We start from the raw sequence: 13,462 nt of genomic DNA, 5'->3' as shown, positions 1-13,462 counted from the left end.
AACCTCAGCGCCCCTCGACGACTATGGCGATGGCGGTGTCTAGCTCGGCGATGGACGCCTCGACGCGGTCCAGGAGCCGTTGGACGGCGGCGGGGTGGGGCAAGGCACCGTCCTGGTTTAGGTGGCGGGTGAGCTGGTTCAGGTTGCTGCCGACTTTGCCGAGTTGTCCGTTGGAGGCCATCAGTGCCTTGACCATGGCGCGGTAGTCGGCGACGGCGGCGGTGGGGTCGTCGGCGCGAGCGGCGGCGAGCGAGCATTCGGCCACATAGCCACCGGGCGCCATGCCGCTCAGGGCAGCGGCGTTCTGGACGAGGGCGAACTCGTCGTCGTTGTAGCGGGGATGGACGCGGCGCTCGCGCAGCTGGTTGTCACGCAGACGGCGACGCGGCGCAGACTGCTGCGGCACGCTCGACGACGGCTCGATGCCCCCCATCTCTGTCGGCTCCCCCGGGCCAGCCGACTCCGGTGCCGCCTCGGCGCCGGATGCCTCCGCCCCCTGTGGGGCGGAGGCCGGGTAAGGACTCCTTACCCGACAACTTGCTGCGCCTGTGACGGGGGTGATGATCGTCTGCTGCTGAGCTGCGAGGGGTTCGCGGTGCGGGTCGTGCATGGGGTGAATCTCCGTGGGGTGATGGTGTTGAGGGTCTCGCTGTGTCTGGCCTCCGTGTCCCCGCGTTGCCTCCCGGGGGCGTGGTGTTGGCCGCGAGGATGTGAGGTGAACGCGGGGAATTAGGCAGCGTCGGCAGATGAGTTGGGTTCGCCCTGCGGCTGGGAGGCGGCTTCGTCGCGTCCGTCGAGCGACTCGGCCTCGGAGCCGTCGTGTGCGACGGGCTCGGCCTGGCCGGTGCGCTCGGCCTGCAGCTGGTCGCGCACGGTGCGGGCGCGGTTCTGGGCGATCCGTAGTTCGCTGCGCAGGCGCTCGGCGGTCAGCTGGTCGTCGCTCCAGTCGGCGGTCAGGAGTCGGGCCTCGTCAAGGACTTCGGCGTCGGTGCGGGTGCGGGGGCGGTCGGTGGCCGACTTGTCGGCGGGGACCCGACCGGTCACCTGACTCGGGGCAACTCCGGTCGACTCCGCCACGGTGCCCGACCGGGTCGGTCGGGCACCGTGGGCCGACTTGTCGGCCTCGGTTGGCTCCGTCGCGGGGGCCTTGGCGACCTTTACGAGGGTCGGCTCAGTCAGCTGCTCAGGGGCCGGTTCGGCCTGGTCAGACGTCGACTGTGCGGCCTGCTCGCTTGCCGACTGGGCAGAGGCCGCTTCGGCAGAGTCGGCCGACTCTGGGTAGTGGTGCAGCACCTTCGCCACGAGGTCCGACCCGAAGTAGATCGACCCGACCGGGAGCGAGGTCGCCAGCAGCACGAGGGCCCAGTTGGCGGGGTTCCAGTCGGCCAGTCGGCCCCACTGGACCGACGTGGTGTGCAGGGCCGGAATGAGGCCGTGCACGTAGTTCAACAGGAGGCTGGCGATCGTGTAGGCCGCCAGGACCCGCAGCGCGAACTTCCGGTCGGGACCGGTCAGTACGAGCGTGGCGACCAGCGCGAGGGCCATCAGCCCGTCGACCACGATCGGGTAGAGCAGGGCGGCGGTGGAGTCTGCTCCGATGGCGCCGGCTACATCGGACAGCGCGTTCCACGAGACGCGGAAGGCCATGAGGACGACGGCGACCAGGCCCATGACGAGAGTGATGCGTCCCTTCTGGTTCACGCGACAACCCCCAGCGAGTGCGGGTGCTCGGCGAGCGTCGTCACGCCGCCGAGGGCCTTGTCCTCGGCGGCGGGGGCAAGCATGAGCAGGCTGGCGACGGCGCTGGTGCTGCGACTGCCGCGTATGGCTGCCAGGGTGCTCGGGGCAGGGGAGTGCAAGGCGTTGGGCTCCAAGGTGGGGTTGGTGGGGGTGGGAGTGAAGGGTGTTCACGGCGGTGTGCACGCGAGGGGCCCGCATGTACGGTCGCGTGATCGCTTCGAGAGGGCCGGTAGAGGCTCAGCCGATGCCAGTGAGGTAGCGGGCGGTGGCGCGGTAGCGGGTCTGCTGCCCCTCTACGACTCCTCCGGAGTTGCCGTCGGCCTTGGTGCCAGTTGCCGCCGATGAGGCGGGTGAGGGGGCGCTGGGCGCAAGGGCCTGTTAATAGCCGTGCGGGCCGGTGCCTGCGCTGCGTCTGCGGTCGGGGCCGTCGAGGATGACGCGGCGGGTCATCTCGGCGAGGCGGGAGGCGACGCGGTCGCCGACGGCGGTGCGCAGGTCGGCGATGGGGACGTTGGTGGTGATGAGGGTGGGCAGCTCGTGGACGTACCGGTGGTCGATGAGCCGGTAGGTCAGCTCCTCGGTCCACTCCGATGCCTTGGCGGCGCCGAGGTCGTCGAGGAGCAGCAGCGGGCTGCGGGCCAGCTCCTGGAAGCGTCGTTCGCCGTCGTGGCCCTGGCGTGGGCGCAGGGTGGCGTGCAGTTCGGCGGTCGTGATGGCCTCCCAGCGCAGCCGGACTCCGGCGCCGAGCAGCGAGCGTATGGCGCCGTACGCCTGGTAGGTCTTGCCGGTGCCAGTCGGACCCGCGATCAGCAGCGAGGGACCGTATGCGATGCCAGGTGCGCCGCCCGGCCCCCTTCGTCCGGCAGCCGCGATCTCCTCGACCCAGGCCGATACACGGGGGTGGTCGGCCAGGGCGGCGCGGTAGCGGCGCGGGATGCGGGCAGCGGCCAGCTCCAGTGCGGTCACCGGCTCCGGCGACGGCGCCGCGTCGACCACGGCGGTGGGGTCGATGTCACGTGCAGCCAAGATCGCCTCCAGCTTGGCCACGGCGCCGCCCAGTTGGCGTGGCTCGCGGAGGGAGGTCTTCGTGGTCACAGCTCACCCCCGTACGCGGCCTGTGCGTCGACCGGGTTGGTCCACGGCCGGTGCCCTGCGGACGTGCCGCTCGCCGTGGGCGGGTTCATGGCCTCGTTGACCAGGCTCGGCAGCACGCTGGGGTGGAGACCCTTGGCACGCAGCCGCTCAAGCCCGGCGCGCACGTACGCCGCTTCGATGCCATCGGCGAGCAACTGGGCGGTCTGTTTGCCGAGATGCCCCAGGAAGCTGCTGGGAGGCCGATTGGGGCAGGCGGCGGCGTACTCGCCGATGAGTTGCTTCGCCGAGACGGTGTCGGGTGCGGGGGCGCTTGCGCCCCCCAACGGAGTAGATCCTAGATCCCTGATCCTAGGTCCTAGATCCGGACCGTGAGGGCTCACCGTTTCCTCCAGCACCTGTGGTGAGGGCTCACTGAATTTGCTCTGACCTGCACTTTTGTAGTTCACGGAGCCCTCCGCGCCTCCTCCGTGAGGCTGCTTGGAGGGCTCCGTGAGGGTTCCGTGTGTCAGCGGTGCGGGCTCACGCGTGAGGCCGAGGTCGTGGCGCGGGCAGTCCGGGTGCCGGACGCCGCTGGGCCGGTTGACCTTCTGGTGCAGGGCGAAGGTGACGATGTGCAGGTATCGCTTCCCGTCCGCGCCCTCGTACCGGCAGATCAGGCCGGCGATGTCGAGCTGGTTGAGGTCGTCCTCGACGCCCATGGGCCCGTGCTCGGGGCGCAGGGACCACAGCAGGCCGGCGATGACAGCGGTTTGGTCGCGGTACCGCCCGTGGTCGTCGGCTTGGGTGAGCAGGCCGAAGAAGGTCCGCTCGGCGGAGAGGGAGACGGCCGCCAGGGATTCGGACGCGAACGCTTCGGGCTTGATGGTGCGGATGCGGGCGATGTCGTTCGACCACCTTCGTCGTAAATCGGGGCGAGGGAATACAGGAGAGGGGGAGAGGGCGTACTGGGGCGTGGACAACACAGCCACACCCAGGGCGCGAAAGTCCAGAGTTAGTTCATAAACTCCGTACTACTTCCGTGCGGGCCGCCAATACCGTAGACCCAGATCCCCGGTTGCCGAAATCGCCGTCGATCGGTGCATCGCTCACAGCAGACGGATAGCGCTTCCATAAAGGGCCGGGCGGAAGTTACAACACAACCATGCCCTCACATCCTCTCGAAATAGGTCCCGCCGGACAGGCCGCCGCCCGCGCCATCGAGCGCACCCGCACCGCCCGTGGCTACTCCCAGCGTCTGCTCGCCACTCGCGTCACCGCGCAGGGCCGACCCATGACCTTCACCGCGCTCTCCCGCATCGAACGCAGGGTCCGACGCTGCGACATCGACGATCTCGTCGCCATCGCCGCAGCCCTAGGCGTCTCCCCGTGCACCCTCCTCGGCGGCCCCGCCCGATCCTTGGAGACGGCCAGCGCGGGCGCAACATAGCCGACGATCGCCGGTTAGCCAAACCGGTGATTCTCCGCATCATTGAACTTCCCAGCGAGGCCCCCCCGCCTCCATTGGTTTCGTGATTCCTTGCGCAGCAAGATCTCCGGCCAGTGGAAACGGGCGCCTCCGGGAAATCTGTCGCGACGCGCGGTCTCAGTCGTCGTGATGGACCGCTCTTCATTACGTCTCCCATTGAAGGACCCCTCTTGCCTGAAACCGCCTCGATTCCCTCTGGCCGTGCGTCCGCATTCCTGGATTCCTCCGCCATCGACCGCGCATTTCTCGGCGTGCAGGAAGCGGCCGCCTACCTCGGCCTCTCGCCCTGCACGCTCTACGTCTGGCGGCACCGTCGCCAGGGGCCACCGAGCTTCCGCCTGGGCGCCCGTGGGCGTGTGACGTACCGGCTCGACGCACTCGACGCCTGGATACGCGAGCAGGAGCAGGCCGACTCGCGCTCCAACTCGGCCCTGGACCCCGTGAGTGCCGCCCCGCAGCGCCGCGTCGACTGCTCGGCCACAGCCTGACGCCCCAGGGCCAACGGCACCCCCACCCCCGATCCCGAGGAAGTACTTGGCCGGCTACATCGAAGACCGCTGGATCAACAAGAAGAAGGACCCCACCAGCGGCAAGCGGGAGCGCACCACCCGCTACGGGAAGGGCTCGCGGTACCGCGTCGCCGGGATCCCCGGCGTGCGGAACATGTCGTTCGACACGCTGGAGGACGCCAAGGCGTGGCTGCGCAGGGCCGGAACCGACAGCGAACGAGGCGAGTTCGTCGACCCACGTGACGGCTCCATCACGCTGGCCGACTACGTCACCCGCTTCTGGCAGGAGGGCGTGCGGGGCGCGCCAGGCACGGTCAAACGCGTCGACGAGCGCGTACGCCTCCACATCCTTCCGCACCTCGGCACGGTGGGCCTGAGGGACATCTCGGCGACCGTCCTGCGCAGCTACATCGCCACGCTCGAAGGCGAGTGCGCGCCGCGCTATGCCCGGCAGATCCTCACGACCCTCTCGAACATCTTCGAGACGGCCATCGACGACAAGCGCCTCGTACGCAACCCGATGCGCGCCAAGTCGGTGCGCTGGCCCAAAGTGCCGGAGGACCAACGGGAAGCGTGGCCGCTGGAGACCGCGCAGCGCGTCCGGGACGCGATCAAAGCGCGCTACCGCATCGCGGTCGTGGTCGCGCTCGGCTGCGGGCTGCGGCAGGGGGAGGTGTTCGGCCTCTCACCGGAAGACGTCGACTTCCAGCGCGGGATCATCCGAGTACGCCGGCAGATCCAACTGCTCAACGGCCGCTTGTACTTCGCCCTGCCCAAGGGCGGAAAGACGCGCATCGTCGACATGCCTGGGGCCGTCGCCGCCGAGCTGGCCGCGTACTTTCTGCAGTACCCGGCAATCGAGGTCGAGCTTCCGTGGGGAGGGCCGGATCCGGAACGCGAGAAGCGGACGTTCCCGCTCGTCCTGACCACGACGTACGGCAACGCGCTGCGGGCGAACATGTTCAACGACGAGGTCTGGAAGCCTGCCCTCGCTGCGGCTGGGGTCATCCCGATGCGGAAGAAGGGGGAGCGCTGGAAGGCATCACGCAAGGACGGATTCCACGTCCTCCGGCACACCTACGCCTCGATCATCCTCGAAGCGGGCGAGTCCGTCGTGACCCTGGCCCGATGGCTCGGCCACTCCAGCCCGACCATCACCCTCGACCATTACGCCCACTTCATGCCGGAAGCCGGCGGCAAGGGGCGCGCGGCGGTCGACGCACTGCTCGGCCCAGTACCTGATTACGTCCCTGAAGGCGTCGTCGCGGCCTGACCAACGGGTGGCACAGCACATGCTGTGCCACCCGTTTTGTTGTGCCAGCTTGATGGTGCTCCGCCCGCCTCAGCCGGCGAGGCTCTTGCGGCGAACGCGCAGCGAGTACGTCGTTCCCTCGGGCCCACTACTGCTGCCCCAGCCGCCGCTCGTGGCCACGGCCCATCCCCGCTGGTCTCTCATCTGCGCGGCGAAGGAGTCCAGGTCGTGGATCGTGCAGCCGCATGTCAACGAGACGCGGACGCTGACGTACGGGCTCCGGGGGTTGTCGTTCCCGTAGGAACTCTTCTCCCAACGCACGTCGTGGACATGCTCCTTGAGGCCGGTGCGCTCCTCGTCGTGCTTGATTCCGTGCGCCTTGGCGTACTCGTCCAGATCGTCGATCGCGAACAAGTGGCTCGACCACTCGCCGGGCCAGACTGCGAACAGCCGGGACTTGCCGTCGACGGCCCGCTCGTACGCGGTGCGGTCGCTCCCATGCGTCACCGACCCGTCCTCGTGCACCTCGATGTAGCACGTCGTACGTGCGGTGTAAGGGAAGTCCTTCCCCGCTGCCGCGGCACTTCTCGGTTCCAATGAGCCCTCCCCTGTGAGTGGTTGCCCCGAGCCCCAGTCAACACCGTCAGTGACGATGCGCGAAGGGAACGCTGGACAGGGCAAGCCGAGCAGCGGGGTGTCGCACGTCGGACCACCTGCCGCCGCCTCGCTCCCCAGTGCCGCGCATTCTCCCCAGATTCTCCCCAGGGGGCCTGAAGGCATCTTCGATAGTGTTCGCATTTGCGAAGTTGATCAACGCGCTCGCGCTCCCGGCTACAGCCAGTGCCGCCGCTTGAAGATGAAGTACAAGCTCACGCACACCCCAGCCATCAGCAGAATCGCAAACGGATACCCCCACCTCCACCCCAGCTCCGGCATGTTCTCGAAGTTCATCCCGTAGATCGTTCCCACCAACGTGGGTGCAAACAGAATCGCCGCCCACGACGAGATCTTCTTGATCTCCTCGTTCTGCTCGAACCCCGCCTCGGCCAACGCCCGCATTTCCGCGTTCTGTTGCTGCGTGACCAGCGTTGCGTTCACCGTGAGGATGTCGGTCAGGGCCTGGCGGAAGCCGTCCACTCTTTCGCTGATGTGGGTCACGTGGTCGGCGACGTCGCGGAGGTAGCGCTGGAGTTCCTCGTCCGTGCCGTACTTCGCGAAGCCTGCCATCAGGGCGTGCAGCATGCCGACCAGGGGGCGGGTCGCGCGTTGGAACTCGACCATTTCGCGGGAGAGTTCGTAGATGCGGCGGGAGACTTCCGGGTCGCCGCGGAAGACCTCCGTCTCGATCTCGTCGATGTCGTTCTGCACCCCCGCCACGACCGGCGCGTACCCGTCCACCACCGCGTCGAGGATGGCGTACAGGACCGCTTCCGGGCCGAGGGCCAGGAGTTCGGGGTCCGCCTCCATGCGGCGGCGGACCGCCGAGAGGTCGGGGGCCGCGCCGTGGCGGACCGTGATCACGAAGTCCCGGCCGACGAAGACATGGAGCTCGCCGAAGTCCACCTCCTCGGGGGCGTCCAGGTAACGGGCCGCGCGCAGCACCACGAAGAGGGTCTCGCCGTAGCGTTCCAGCTTCGGGCGCTGGTGGGCCTCCAGCGCGTCCTCCACGGCCAGCTCGTGCAGGTCGAACTCGGCTGCCAGGGAAAGGAGTTCGGACTCCGACGGGCGTTGCAGGCCGATCCATGCCATGCCCTCGGAGGTCTCCCGCAACTGGCGGAACGTCTCGGCCAGGGAGCCCGGCGAGGCGATGTGCCGGCCGTCGCGGTACAGGGTGGACTGGACGATGCTGCCGGCCTTCCCGTTCCCCGCCGGTACGGGTGGGGCTTTACCGGGGCCGGTCGCCGCGGGCACGGGCTCGGCGGCGGGTGGGGCGTCGGCGGGAGGCTGCCTGCGCCACGGGTGCTTCTTCGGCGGCCGCTCTGGGCGGGCCCGTCGCTCGGGCACGATCTCACCTCCCGCTCTGCAACCAGCCCGTACGGGCGGCCGAAACGTTCGCCCGTACGCCCTCGGAATGCCTCGGAATGCCTCTGACACCTCTGACGAATACGTCTGGTGAATGCCTCTGCGCAGGATATACGGCTCAAATGGCACTGGCCTGATGATCAGGGGCGTCCCCCTCGTCCCCATCATCCCCCTGGCCGTCGAGCGGCAACATCGCGCGGGAAAGCGGACAGGATCTGTCCTCAAAGGTGAGTACCGTGCTCCGCATGGCCTCCAAGACCGGCACCAGCGCGCAGCACCACCACCCCGTCCTCTCGCGCCGCGCCCTCAACCGCGCCACCCTCGACCGCCAGCTCCTGCTGCGCCGCAGTGACGCGCTCCCGGCCAAGGACGCCGTCGCCCACCTCCTCGGGCTCCAGGCGCAGAACGTGAAGCCGCCGTACTTCGCCCTCTGGTCGCGGCTCGCCGGGTTCCGGCCGGAGGCGCTCTCGGAGCTGATGGAGGCGCGCGAGGTGGTGCGGATCGTCACCCTGCGGTCCACCATCCACACGCACACCGCGGACGACGCGCTGACGCTGCGCCCGCTCGTGCAGGCCGCCCGGGACCGGGAGCTGAACACGTTCCGCAAGGGGCTCGTCGGGGTCGGTCTGGAGCGGCTCGGCGGGATCGTCCGCACGCTGGTCGAGGAGCGGCCGCACACCATGAAGGAGCTGCGAGAGGAGCTTCTGAAGGTGTGGCCGGACGCGGATCCCCTGGCGCTGTCCCTCGCCGCCCGCTGTGTGGTCCCGCTGGTGCAGGTCACCCCGCGCGGGGTGTGGGGCCGCAGCGGGCCGGTCGCGCTGACCAGCGTCGAGCACTGGCTCGGCCGCTCGCCCCGGCCCGCGCCCGCCCCCGACGAGACCGTGCTGCGCTACCTCGGTGCCTTCGGGCCCGCCTCGGTCAAGGACATGCAGACCTGGTCCGGGCTCACCCGGCTCGGCGCCGCCTTCGAGCGGCTGCGGCCCGGGCTCGCGGTGTTCCGGGACGAGAACGGCGTCGAACTCTTCGATCTCCCGGACGCCGTCCGTCCGGCCGAGGACACCCCGGCGCCGCCGCGCTTCCTGCCCGAGTTCGACAACCTGCTGCTCTCGCACGCCGACCGCAGCAGGGTCGCTCCGCCCGAGTACAAGGGGCGCAGCTGGACCGGCAACCAGGCCCACTGCACCCTGCTTGTCGACGGCTTCCTCGCCGGGATCTGGCGGATCGAGGAGCAGAAGGGCAGCCCCGCTCTCCTCACGGTTCAGCTGTTCGGCGCGCTAGGCAAGGCCCAGCGCGCCGTGGTGGCGGAGGAGGGTGCGCGGCTGCTCGCCGACATGGCCTCGGCCACTTCGTACGACGTACGGTTCGGGGAATGCGTGAACCGGAACGGAAAAGAGCTCCGGAACTCGAAGAGCTAGCGGCTCAGGGCGTGGTCCCGGCGGGCGCAGCCGGACGAGGGCTGGCCGTGCCGCCTGCGTGGGGCGGGCGGGGCGAGCAGCGGGTCGACGGTCACCCGGGTCACTCCGAGCGGCGCCGACAGCGCCCGCAGGGCGGGTTCGGCGAGGCGGATCCAGGTCTGGTCGCCGCCCAGCACGGCGTTCAGCCGGTCCGGGCTGGTGAATCCGACGGCGGTGCGCGTGCCGAACTCGTCGCGCAGGAAGCGCAGTTGGTGTCCTCCGGCAGAGCCGAGCCGAACCGGCACATACAGCGGCCCTGCCGGGCGGCGTTCTTCGGGGTCGGCGTCCTGGATGGTGAGGGTGTCCATGGTGTCCTCCGGTGCGGAAGTCGGATGCCGTACGCGTCATGCGCCCGTACGCCTGAAGTTATGCCCCGGCACCGGCCCGGTGTCCCGCCATGACGCGGCATTGACCCCGACGCCCTGGATTTTGACGCGCTCCTGGCGCAGGTCGGCGCGGGCGGGTCGGCCGACCGGGTGGCGGCGGCCCCGTACGACAACTTCATCCCACCGGGTGGCGGCCCGCTGCTCGGGAGACCCGAGCGCCCCGGCGGCCCAACCGGTCAGGAGGTCCAGCCCGTCGGGAGGCCCGAGCGCTCACGCCGCCCGAGGGCGCCTCAGTCCGCCCGCCCCGTCGCCGCGACCGTCACGCCGAGCCCGATCATCGCGAAGCCGCCCGCGCCGCCGATCAGCGACAGGCGCCGTTCGGAGCGGGCGAACCAGCCGCGCGCCGCCGCCGCACCCAGGCCCCACAGGGTGTCCGTGATCAGGCCGATCGTGATGGGGATCAGGCCGAGCAGCAGCATCTGGGAGGGCAGGTGCCCGACCGAGTGGTCCACGAACTGCGGAAGCACCGCCGCGAAGAACACGATGCCCTTCGGGTTGGTGACGCCCACCAGGACGCCGTCCGCGACGGTCCGCAGATCGCCGTGGGCGGGCCGGAGCGCGGCGACGGTCTCGCCGATGGCGGCCACCCCGAGCCGCATGTCCTTGCGGTGCCGGTACGCCTGCACCCCCAGCAGCACGAGATACGCGGCGCCCGCCAGCTTCACCGCCATGAACACCGACGCCGAACGCGCCACCAGCGTGCCGATGCCCAGCGCCACCGCGACCACCAGGACGTACGAGCCCAGGACGTTGCCCAGGACCGTCGCGAGCGCGGTGCGGCGGCCGTGCGCGAGGGCGCGGCCTATCACGAACAGCACGCTCGGCCCCGGGATCACGATCACCAGCAGGGACATCGCGGCGAAGGCGAGGAAGCGATCGGTCGACACCATTTTGTCATTCAACCTCACGCGTGTGGTGCGGGCCCAGGGGATGGACATCGCAACTGTGGGCCGCGCCCATACCAGCGGCTGCCCGTGCCCAGCCCGTTCGGGGGCGCCCCAGGATCCCCTGGATACAGTCCCCGCATGGAACTGCGGCAGCTCAGCTACTTCGTCACCGTCGCCGAGGAACTGCACTTCGGGCGGGCCGCCGAGCGGCTGCACATCGTCCAGTCGGCGGTCAGCCAGCAAGTGCGGCGACTGGAACGGGAGTTGGGCGCCGACCTCTTCGACCGGTCGCCCCGGCACGTGCGGCTCACCGGGGCGGGGGAGCGGCTGCTGCCCGAGGCGCGCGAGGTCCTGGCCGCCGCCGAGCGGGCCCGGGCCGCCGTCCGTGAGGGCACCACCCTGCGGCTCGGCACCAGTACCGGGCTCGGCGAACACCTCGACCGGGTGCTCGGCGCGTTCGCCGGGATCGCCCCGGACATCGCCGTCGAGCTGGTCTCCGCACCCACCCGCGACCGCCTGACGCAGGTCGCCGACGGGCGGCTGGACGCCGCGTTCGTCCGCTCCCCGCAGCCCGCGCCGGGCCTGCGCATCCTGCCCCTGTGGGAGGACCCGCTGGTCGTGGCCCTCCCCGCGGCTCATCCGCTCGCGAGCCGGGACGAGATAGCGCTCCCGGACCTGGCCGCGCTGCCCCTGTGCATCACCGCCCGCCGCAACAACCCCGCGCTCGTCGACCTGGTCGTGGGTGCCTGTCATGCGGCGGGCTTCGAGCCGGTGCCGGGACCGGTCGGCGGCTCGCTCCAGGACACCCTCGCGACCATCGGCCTCGGCCAGTTGTGGACCGTGGTGTACGCGGCGCATGCCCGTGTGCTGCGCAGCCCCCGGGTAGCCTTCCGCCCGGTACGTGCCCCTGGCCTCGCACTGCCCACCGGTCTGGCAGTGGGTGCCGACCACATACCCGCCGCTGTCGAACTGCTCCTGAAGGCGTGCTCAACCTCCATGACGTCCTCCGTGACGCCCTCATAACCAGCCCGTGACCAGCGACGATCACGAAATCTGATCGCTGTGGTCGCGGTCTGCTTCTTGGTCGGGCCAGGCTGATCCGATGGACTGAGGTCACGCCGGTGAGCGACCCGGAAAGGCCGGGAAGCCGCCGCCCACACAGGAGTTGGCCATGCCCATCGTCACCATTCAGCAGGGTCCCCGCGACGTCGAGCTCAAGCGCGAGCTGGTCAAGCGGGTCACGGACGCCTTCGTCGACGCGTACAAGATCCCGGCCGAGACCGTCCAGGTGTGGATCCACGAGGTGCCCACGGACAGCTGGGGTGCGGCGGGCACGCTGACCGCCGACAAGTAACCACGCACACCCCGGTTCACCGCCGCCGGGCCGGGCCGTCCGCACGGGGGTCGGACGGCCGCAGGCCCCCCGCCCGCCGGGAGTCCTCCCGGCGCGGCGGGCCGCCGTCCCCGTAACGGCGCCGGCCGTACGCCGCGAGTGCCGTCAGCGGTACGGAGACGAGCGCGGCCACCCCGAACAGGCCCTGGAATCGGCCCAGTTGGGCGGATTCGGCGGCAAGGCCCGTGCCCAGTGCGCTGCCCAGGTAGAGGGCGACGCCGAAGAAGGCGACCCCGGTCGCGCGGGCGGTCGGTACAAGGAGGGTCGCCCACGCCTGCACCGTCGAATGCAGGAACGCCCAGCCGCCGCCGAGCAGGAGCGCGCTCAGCCCGAGCGTCACCAGCGACGGGTGCAGCGCGGCGACGGCGTACGCGAGGGTCAGCTGGGCGCCGCCCGCCACGATCAGCGCGACCGGGCCGAGCCGGCCCGCGAGCCGCCGCACCACCTGGGCCCCGCCCATCGCCGCCGCCCCGTACAGCGCCGCCACCGCGCCCGCGGTCGCCGGAGCCGCGCCGAGCGACTCAAGGGCAGGCGGCAGATAGGTGAAGCAGCCGAGCAGCACGCCTCCTTCGAGGAGGGCCACCCCCATCACGTACCACTGCCAGCGCGAGCGCAGGACGGTGCGCAGCGCGCCGCCCTCGCGCGGGGCGAGCTCCGGTTCGGGCAGGCGGCGCAGGGCGAGCGCCAGATGTCCGGCGAGCAGTCCGGGCAGCGCGAACACCAGGCGCCAGCTCAACCAGTGGGCCAGCGCCCCGGCGATGACGGTGGCAAGCGCGGTGCCGAGCGCGAACGCCGTCATCAGTGTGCCGAGCGCCCGCTGCCGCCCGTCCGGCGCGACCGTGTCGCCCACATACGTCAGCGAGCCCGCGATGGCGGCCGCGAAACAGGCTCCTGTGAACCCGCGCGCCGCGATGAGGTACGCGGCCCCCGGTGCCGCCGCGGACGCGAGTGCTCCCACGGCGGACGCCGCGAGCGACAGGCGCATCACCCGCACTCTGCCGAACCGGTCGCTCGCCATCCCCCAGGCCGGCTGCGCGAGCCCGTAACCCAGGGTGTAAGCGCTCGCGGCGAGCGCGGCCGTGCCGAGCGGCACACCGAACGCGGAGCCGATGAGCACCAGCATCGGCGCGATGGAGAAGCGGTCGAAGTTGCTGACGAACCCGGCGGCGCACAGCAGCCCCCCTCGGGGCGGTGAAGTGGTCATGTACCCAGCTCAGCAGGGGTGCCAACGGCTGTGTGGGCTCAGCCGATTACCATCA

General features: G+C 70.5%; 16 protein-coding genes. 6 read left to right on the top strand and 10 right to left on the bottom strand.

Features of this window, described 5'->3' with window-relative positions; genetic code table 11:
- Positions 1-4 precede the first annotated feature (4 nt).
- From ACSHXC_RS08430 to ACSHXC_RS08410, 5 genes are all read right to left on the bottom strand, one after another.
- Positions 5-433: a plasmid mobilization protein gene (locus tag ACSHXC_RS08430; protein ID WP_438290971.1), complete on the bottom strand. Its 429-nt coding sequence runs from the start codon at positions 431-433 to the stop codon at positions 5-7.
- A gap of 296 nt (positions 434-729) precedes the next feature.
- Positions 730-1,701 carry a DUF2637 domain-containing protein gene (locus tag ACSHXC_RS08425; protein ID WP_438290970.1) on the bottom strand — a complete coding sequence of 324 codons (972 nt, stop codon included), beginning with the start codon at positions 1,699-1,701 and terminating at the stop codon, positions 730-732.
- Positions 1,698-1,859, bottom strand: a complete 162-nt coding sequence (locus tag ACSHXC_RS08420) for a hypothetical protein (protein WP_438290969.1) — start codon at positions 1,857-1,859, stop codon at positions 1,698-1,700. The genes ACSHXC_RS08425 and ACSHXC_RS08420 overlap by 4 nt, the downstream gene beginning before the upstream one ends.
- Before the next feature lie 259 nt (positions 1,860-2,118).
- Entirely contained in the window at positions 2,119-2,835 is a 717-nt protein-coding gene (locus ACSHXC_RS08415) for an ATP-binding protein (RefSeq protein ID WP_438290968.1), read from the bottom strand.
- On the bottom strand, positions 2,832-3,716 hold the full coding sequence (locus ACSHXC_RS08410) for a hypothetical protein (protein WP_438296483.1): 885 nt from the start codon (positions 3,714-3,716) through the stop codon (positions 2,832-2,834). The genes ACSHXC_RS08415 and ACSHXC_RS08410 overlap by 4 nt, the downstream gene beginning before the upstream one ends.
- A 260-nt stretch (positions 3,717-3,976) precedes the next feature.
- Here ACSHXC_RS08410 and ACSHXC_RS08405 point away from each other — a divergent pair, with 260 nt between their 5' ends.
- The 3 genes from ACSHXC_RS08405 to ACSHXC_RS08395 all read left to right on the top strand — a co-directional run bounded on the left by ACSHXC_RS08405 (position 3,977) and on the right by ACSHXC_RS08395 (position 6,082).
- Complete coding sequence (locus ACSHXC_RS08405) at positions 3,977-4,261, top strand: helix-turn-helix domain-containing protein (RefSeq protein WP_438290967.1); 285 nt, start codon at positions 3,977-3,979, stop codon at positions 4,259-4,261.
- A 209-nt stretch (positions 4,262-4,470) separates the two neighbouring features.
- Positions 4,471-4,788, top strand: coding sequence for a helix-turn-helix transcriptional regulator (locus ACSHXC_RS08400; protein WP_438290966.1), 318 nt, complete (start codon positions 4,471-4,473; stop codon positions 4,786-4,788).
- 46 nt (positions 4,789-4,834) lie between these two features.
- Positions 4,835-6,082 carry a tyrosine-type recombinase/integrase gene (locus ACSHXC_RS08395; RefSeq protein ID WP_438290965.1) on the top strand — a complete coding sequence of 416 codons (1,248 nt, stop codon included), beginning with the start codon at positions 4,835-4,837 and terminating at the stop codon, positions 6,080-6,082.
- Positions 6,083-6,151: 69 nt separating this feature from the next.
- On the opposite strand, the gene ACSHXC_RS08390 is transcribed toward ACSHXC_RS08395, so the two are convergent.
- Positions 6,152-6,658 carry a hypothetical protein gene (locus tag ACSHXC_RS08390; protein WP_438290964.1) on the bottom strand — a complete coding sequence of 169 codons (507 nt, stop codon included), beginning with the start codon at positions 6,656-6,658 and terminating at the stop codon, positions 6,152-6,154.
- A 234-nt stretch (positions 6,659-6,892) separates the two neighbouring features.
- Entirely contained in the window at positions 6,893-8,065 is a 1,173-nt protein-coding gene (locus tag ACSHXC_RS08385; protein WP_438290963.1) for a magnesium and cobalt transport protein CorA, read from the bottom strand.
- Positions 8,066-8,328: 263 nt separating this feature from the next.
- On the opposite strand from ACSHXC_RS08385, the gene ACSHXC_RS08380 reads away from it, so the two are divergent.
- Complete coding sequence (locus ACSHXC_RS08380; protein WP_438290962.1) at positions 8,329-9,498, top strand: winged helix DNA-binding domain-containing protein; 1,170 nt, start codon at positions 8,329-8,331, stop codon at positions 9,496-9,498.
- On the opposite strand, the gene ACSHXC_RS08375 is transcribed toward ACSHXC_RS08380, so the two are convergent.
- Both ACSHXC_RS08375 and ACSHXC_RS08370 read right to left on the bottom strand, forming a co-directional pair.
- The gene (locus ACSHXC_RS08375) at positions 9,495-9,845 is read right to left on the bottom strand and encodes an SAV_915 family protein (RefSeq protein ID WP_438290961.1); all 351 of its coding nucleotides are present in this window, start codon (positions 9,843-9,845) and stop codon (positions 9,495-9,497) included. The two genes, ACSHXC_RS08380 and ACSHXC_RS08375, sit on opposite strands and share 4 nt — an antisense overlap.
- Positions 9,846-10,153: 308 nt before the next feature.
- Complete coding sequence (locus ACSHXC_RS08370) at positions 10,154-10,813, bottom strand: LysE family translocator (protein WP_438290960.1); 660 nt, start codon at positions 10,811-10,813, stop codon at positions 10,154-10,156.
- 135 nt (positions 10,814-10,948) lie between these two features.
- On the opposite strand from ACSHXC_RS08370, the gene ACSHXC_RS08365 reads away from it, so the two are divergent.
- Both ACSHXC_RS08365 and dmpI read left to right on the top strand, forming a co-directional pair.
- Positions 10,949-11,833, top strand: a complete 885-nt coding sequence (locus tag ACSHXC_RS08365; RefSeq protein ID WP_438290959.1) for a LysR substrate-binding domain-containing protein — start codon at positions 10,949-10,951, stop codon at positions 11,831-11,833.
- A 148-nt stretch (positions 11,834-11,981) separates the two neighbouring features.
- A complete protein-coding gene (gene dmpI / locus ACSHXC_RS08360) occupies positions 11,982-12,164 on the top strand; it encodes a 4-oxalocrotonate tautomerase DmpI (RefSeq protein WP_382590468.1) in 183 nt (60 codons plus the stop codon).
- Positions 12,165-12,180: 16 nt separating this feature from the next.
- Here the strand turns inward: dmpI and ACSHXC_RS08355 are convergent, their stop codons facing one another.
- The gene (locus ACSHXC_RS08355) at positions 12,181-13,407 is read right to left on the bottom strand and encodes an MFS transporter (protein WP_438290958.1); all 1,227 of its coding nucleotides are present in this window, start codon (positions 13,405-13,407) and stop codon (positions 12,181-12,183) included.
- Positions 13,408-13,462: the final 55 nt, after the last annotated feature.

This window comes from Streptomyces sp. HUAS TT7, from assembly GCF_051550175.1.
Taxonomy (GTDB): domain Bacteria; phylum Actinomycetota; class Actinomycetes; order Streptomycetales; family Streptomycetaceae; genus Streptomyces.
This window is presented reverse-complemented; position numbering and strand designations above follow the sequence as displayed.

Coding starts and splice junctions, on each gene's coding strand:
- ACSHXC_RS08430 (WP_438290971.1), bottom strand. CDS start 433: ATGGGGGGCATCGAGCCGTCGTCGAGCGTGCCGCAGCAGTCTGCGCCG.
- ACSHXC_RS08405 (WP_438290967.1), top strand. CDS start 3,977: ATGCCCTCACATCCTCTCGAAATAGGTCCCGCCGGACAGGCCGCCGCC.
- ACSHXC_RS08380 (WP_438290962.1), top strand. CDS start 8,329: ATGGCCTCCAAGACCGGCACCAGCGCGCAGCACCACCACCCCGTCCTC.
- ACSHXC_RS08375 (WP_438290961.1), bottom strand. CDS start 9,845: ATGGACACCCTCACCATCCAGGACGCCGACCCCGAAGAACGCCGCCCG.
- ACSHXC_RS08370 (WP_438290960.1), bottom strand. CDS start 10,813: ATGGTGTCGACCGATCGCTTCCTCGCCTTCGCCGCGATGTCCCTGCTG.
- ACSHXC_RS08365 (WP_438290959.1), top strand. CDS start 10,949: ATGGAACTGCGGCAGCTCAGCTACTTCGTCACCGTCGCCGAGGAACTG.
- dmpI (WP_382590468.1), top strand. CDS start 11,982: ATGCCCATCGTCACCATTCAGCAGGGTCCCCGCGACGTCGAGCTCAAG.
- ACSHXC_RS08355 (WP_438290958.1), bottom strand. CDS start 13,407: ATGACCACTTCACCGCCCCGAGGGGGGCTGCTGTGCGCCGCCGGGTTC.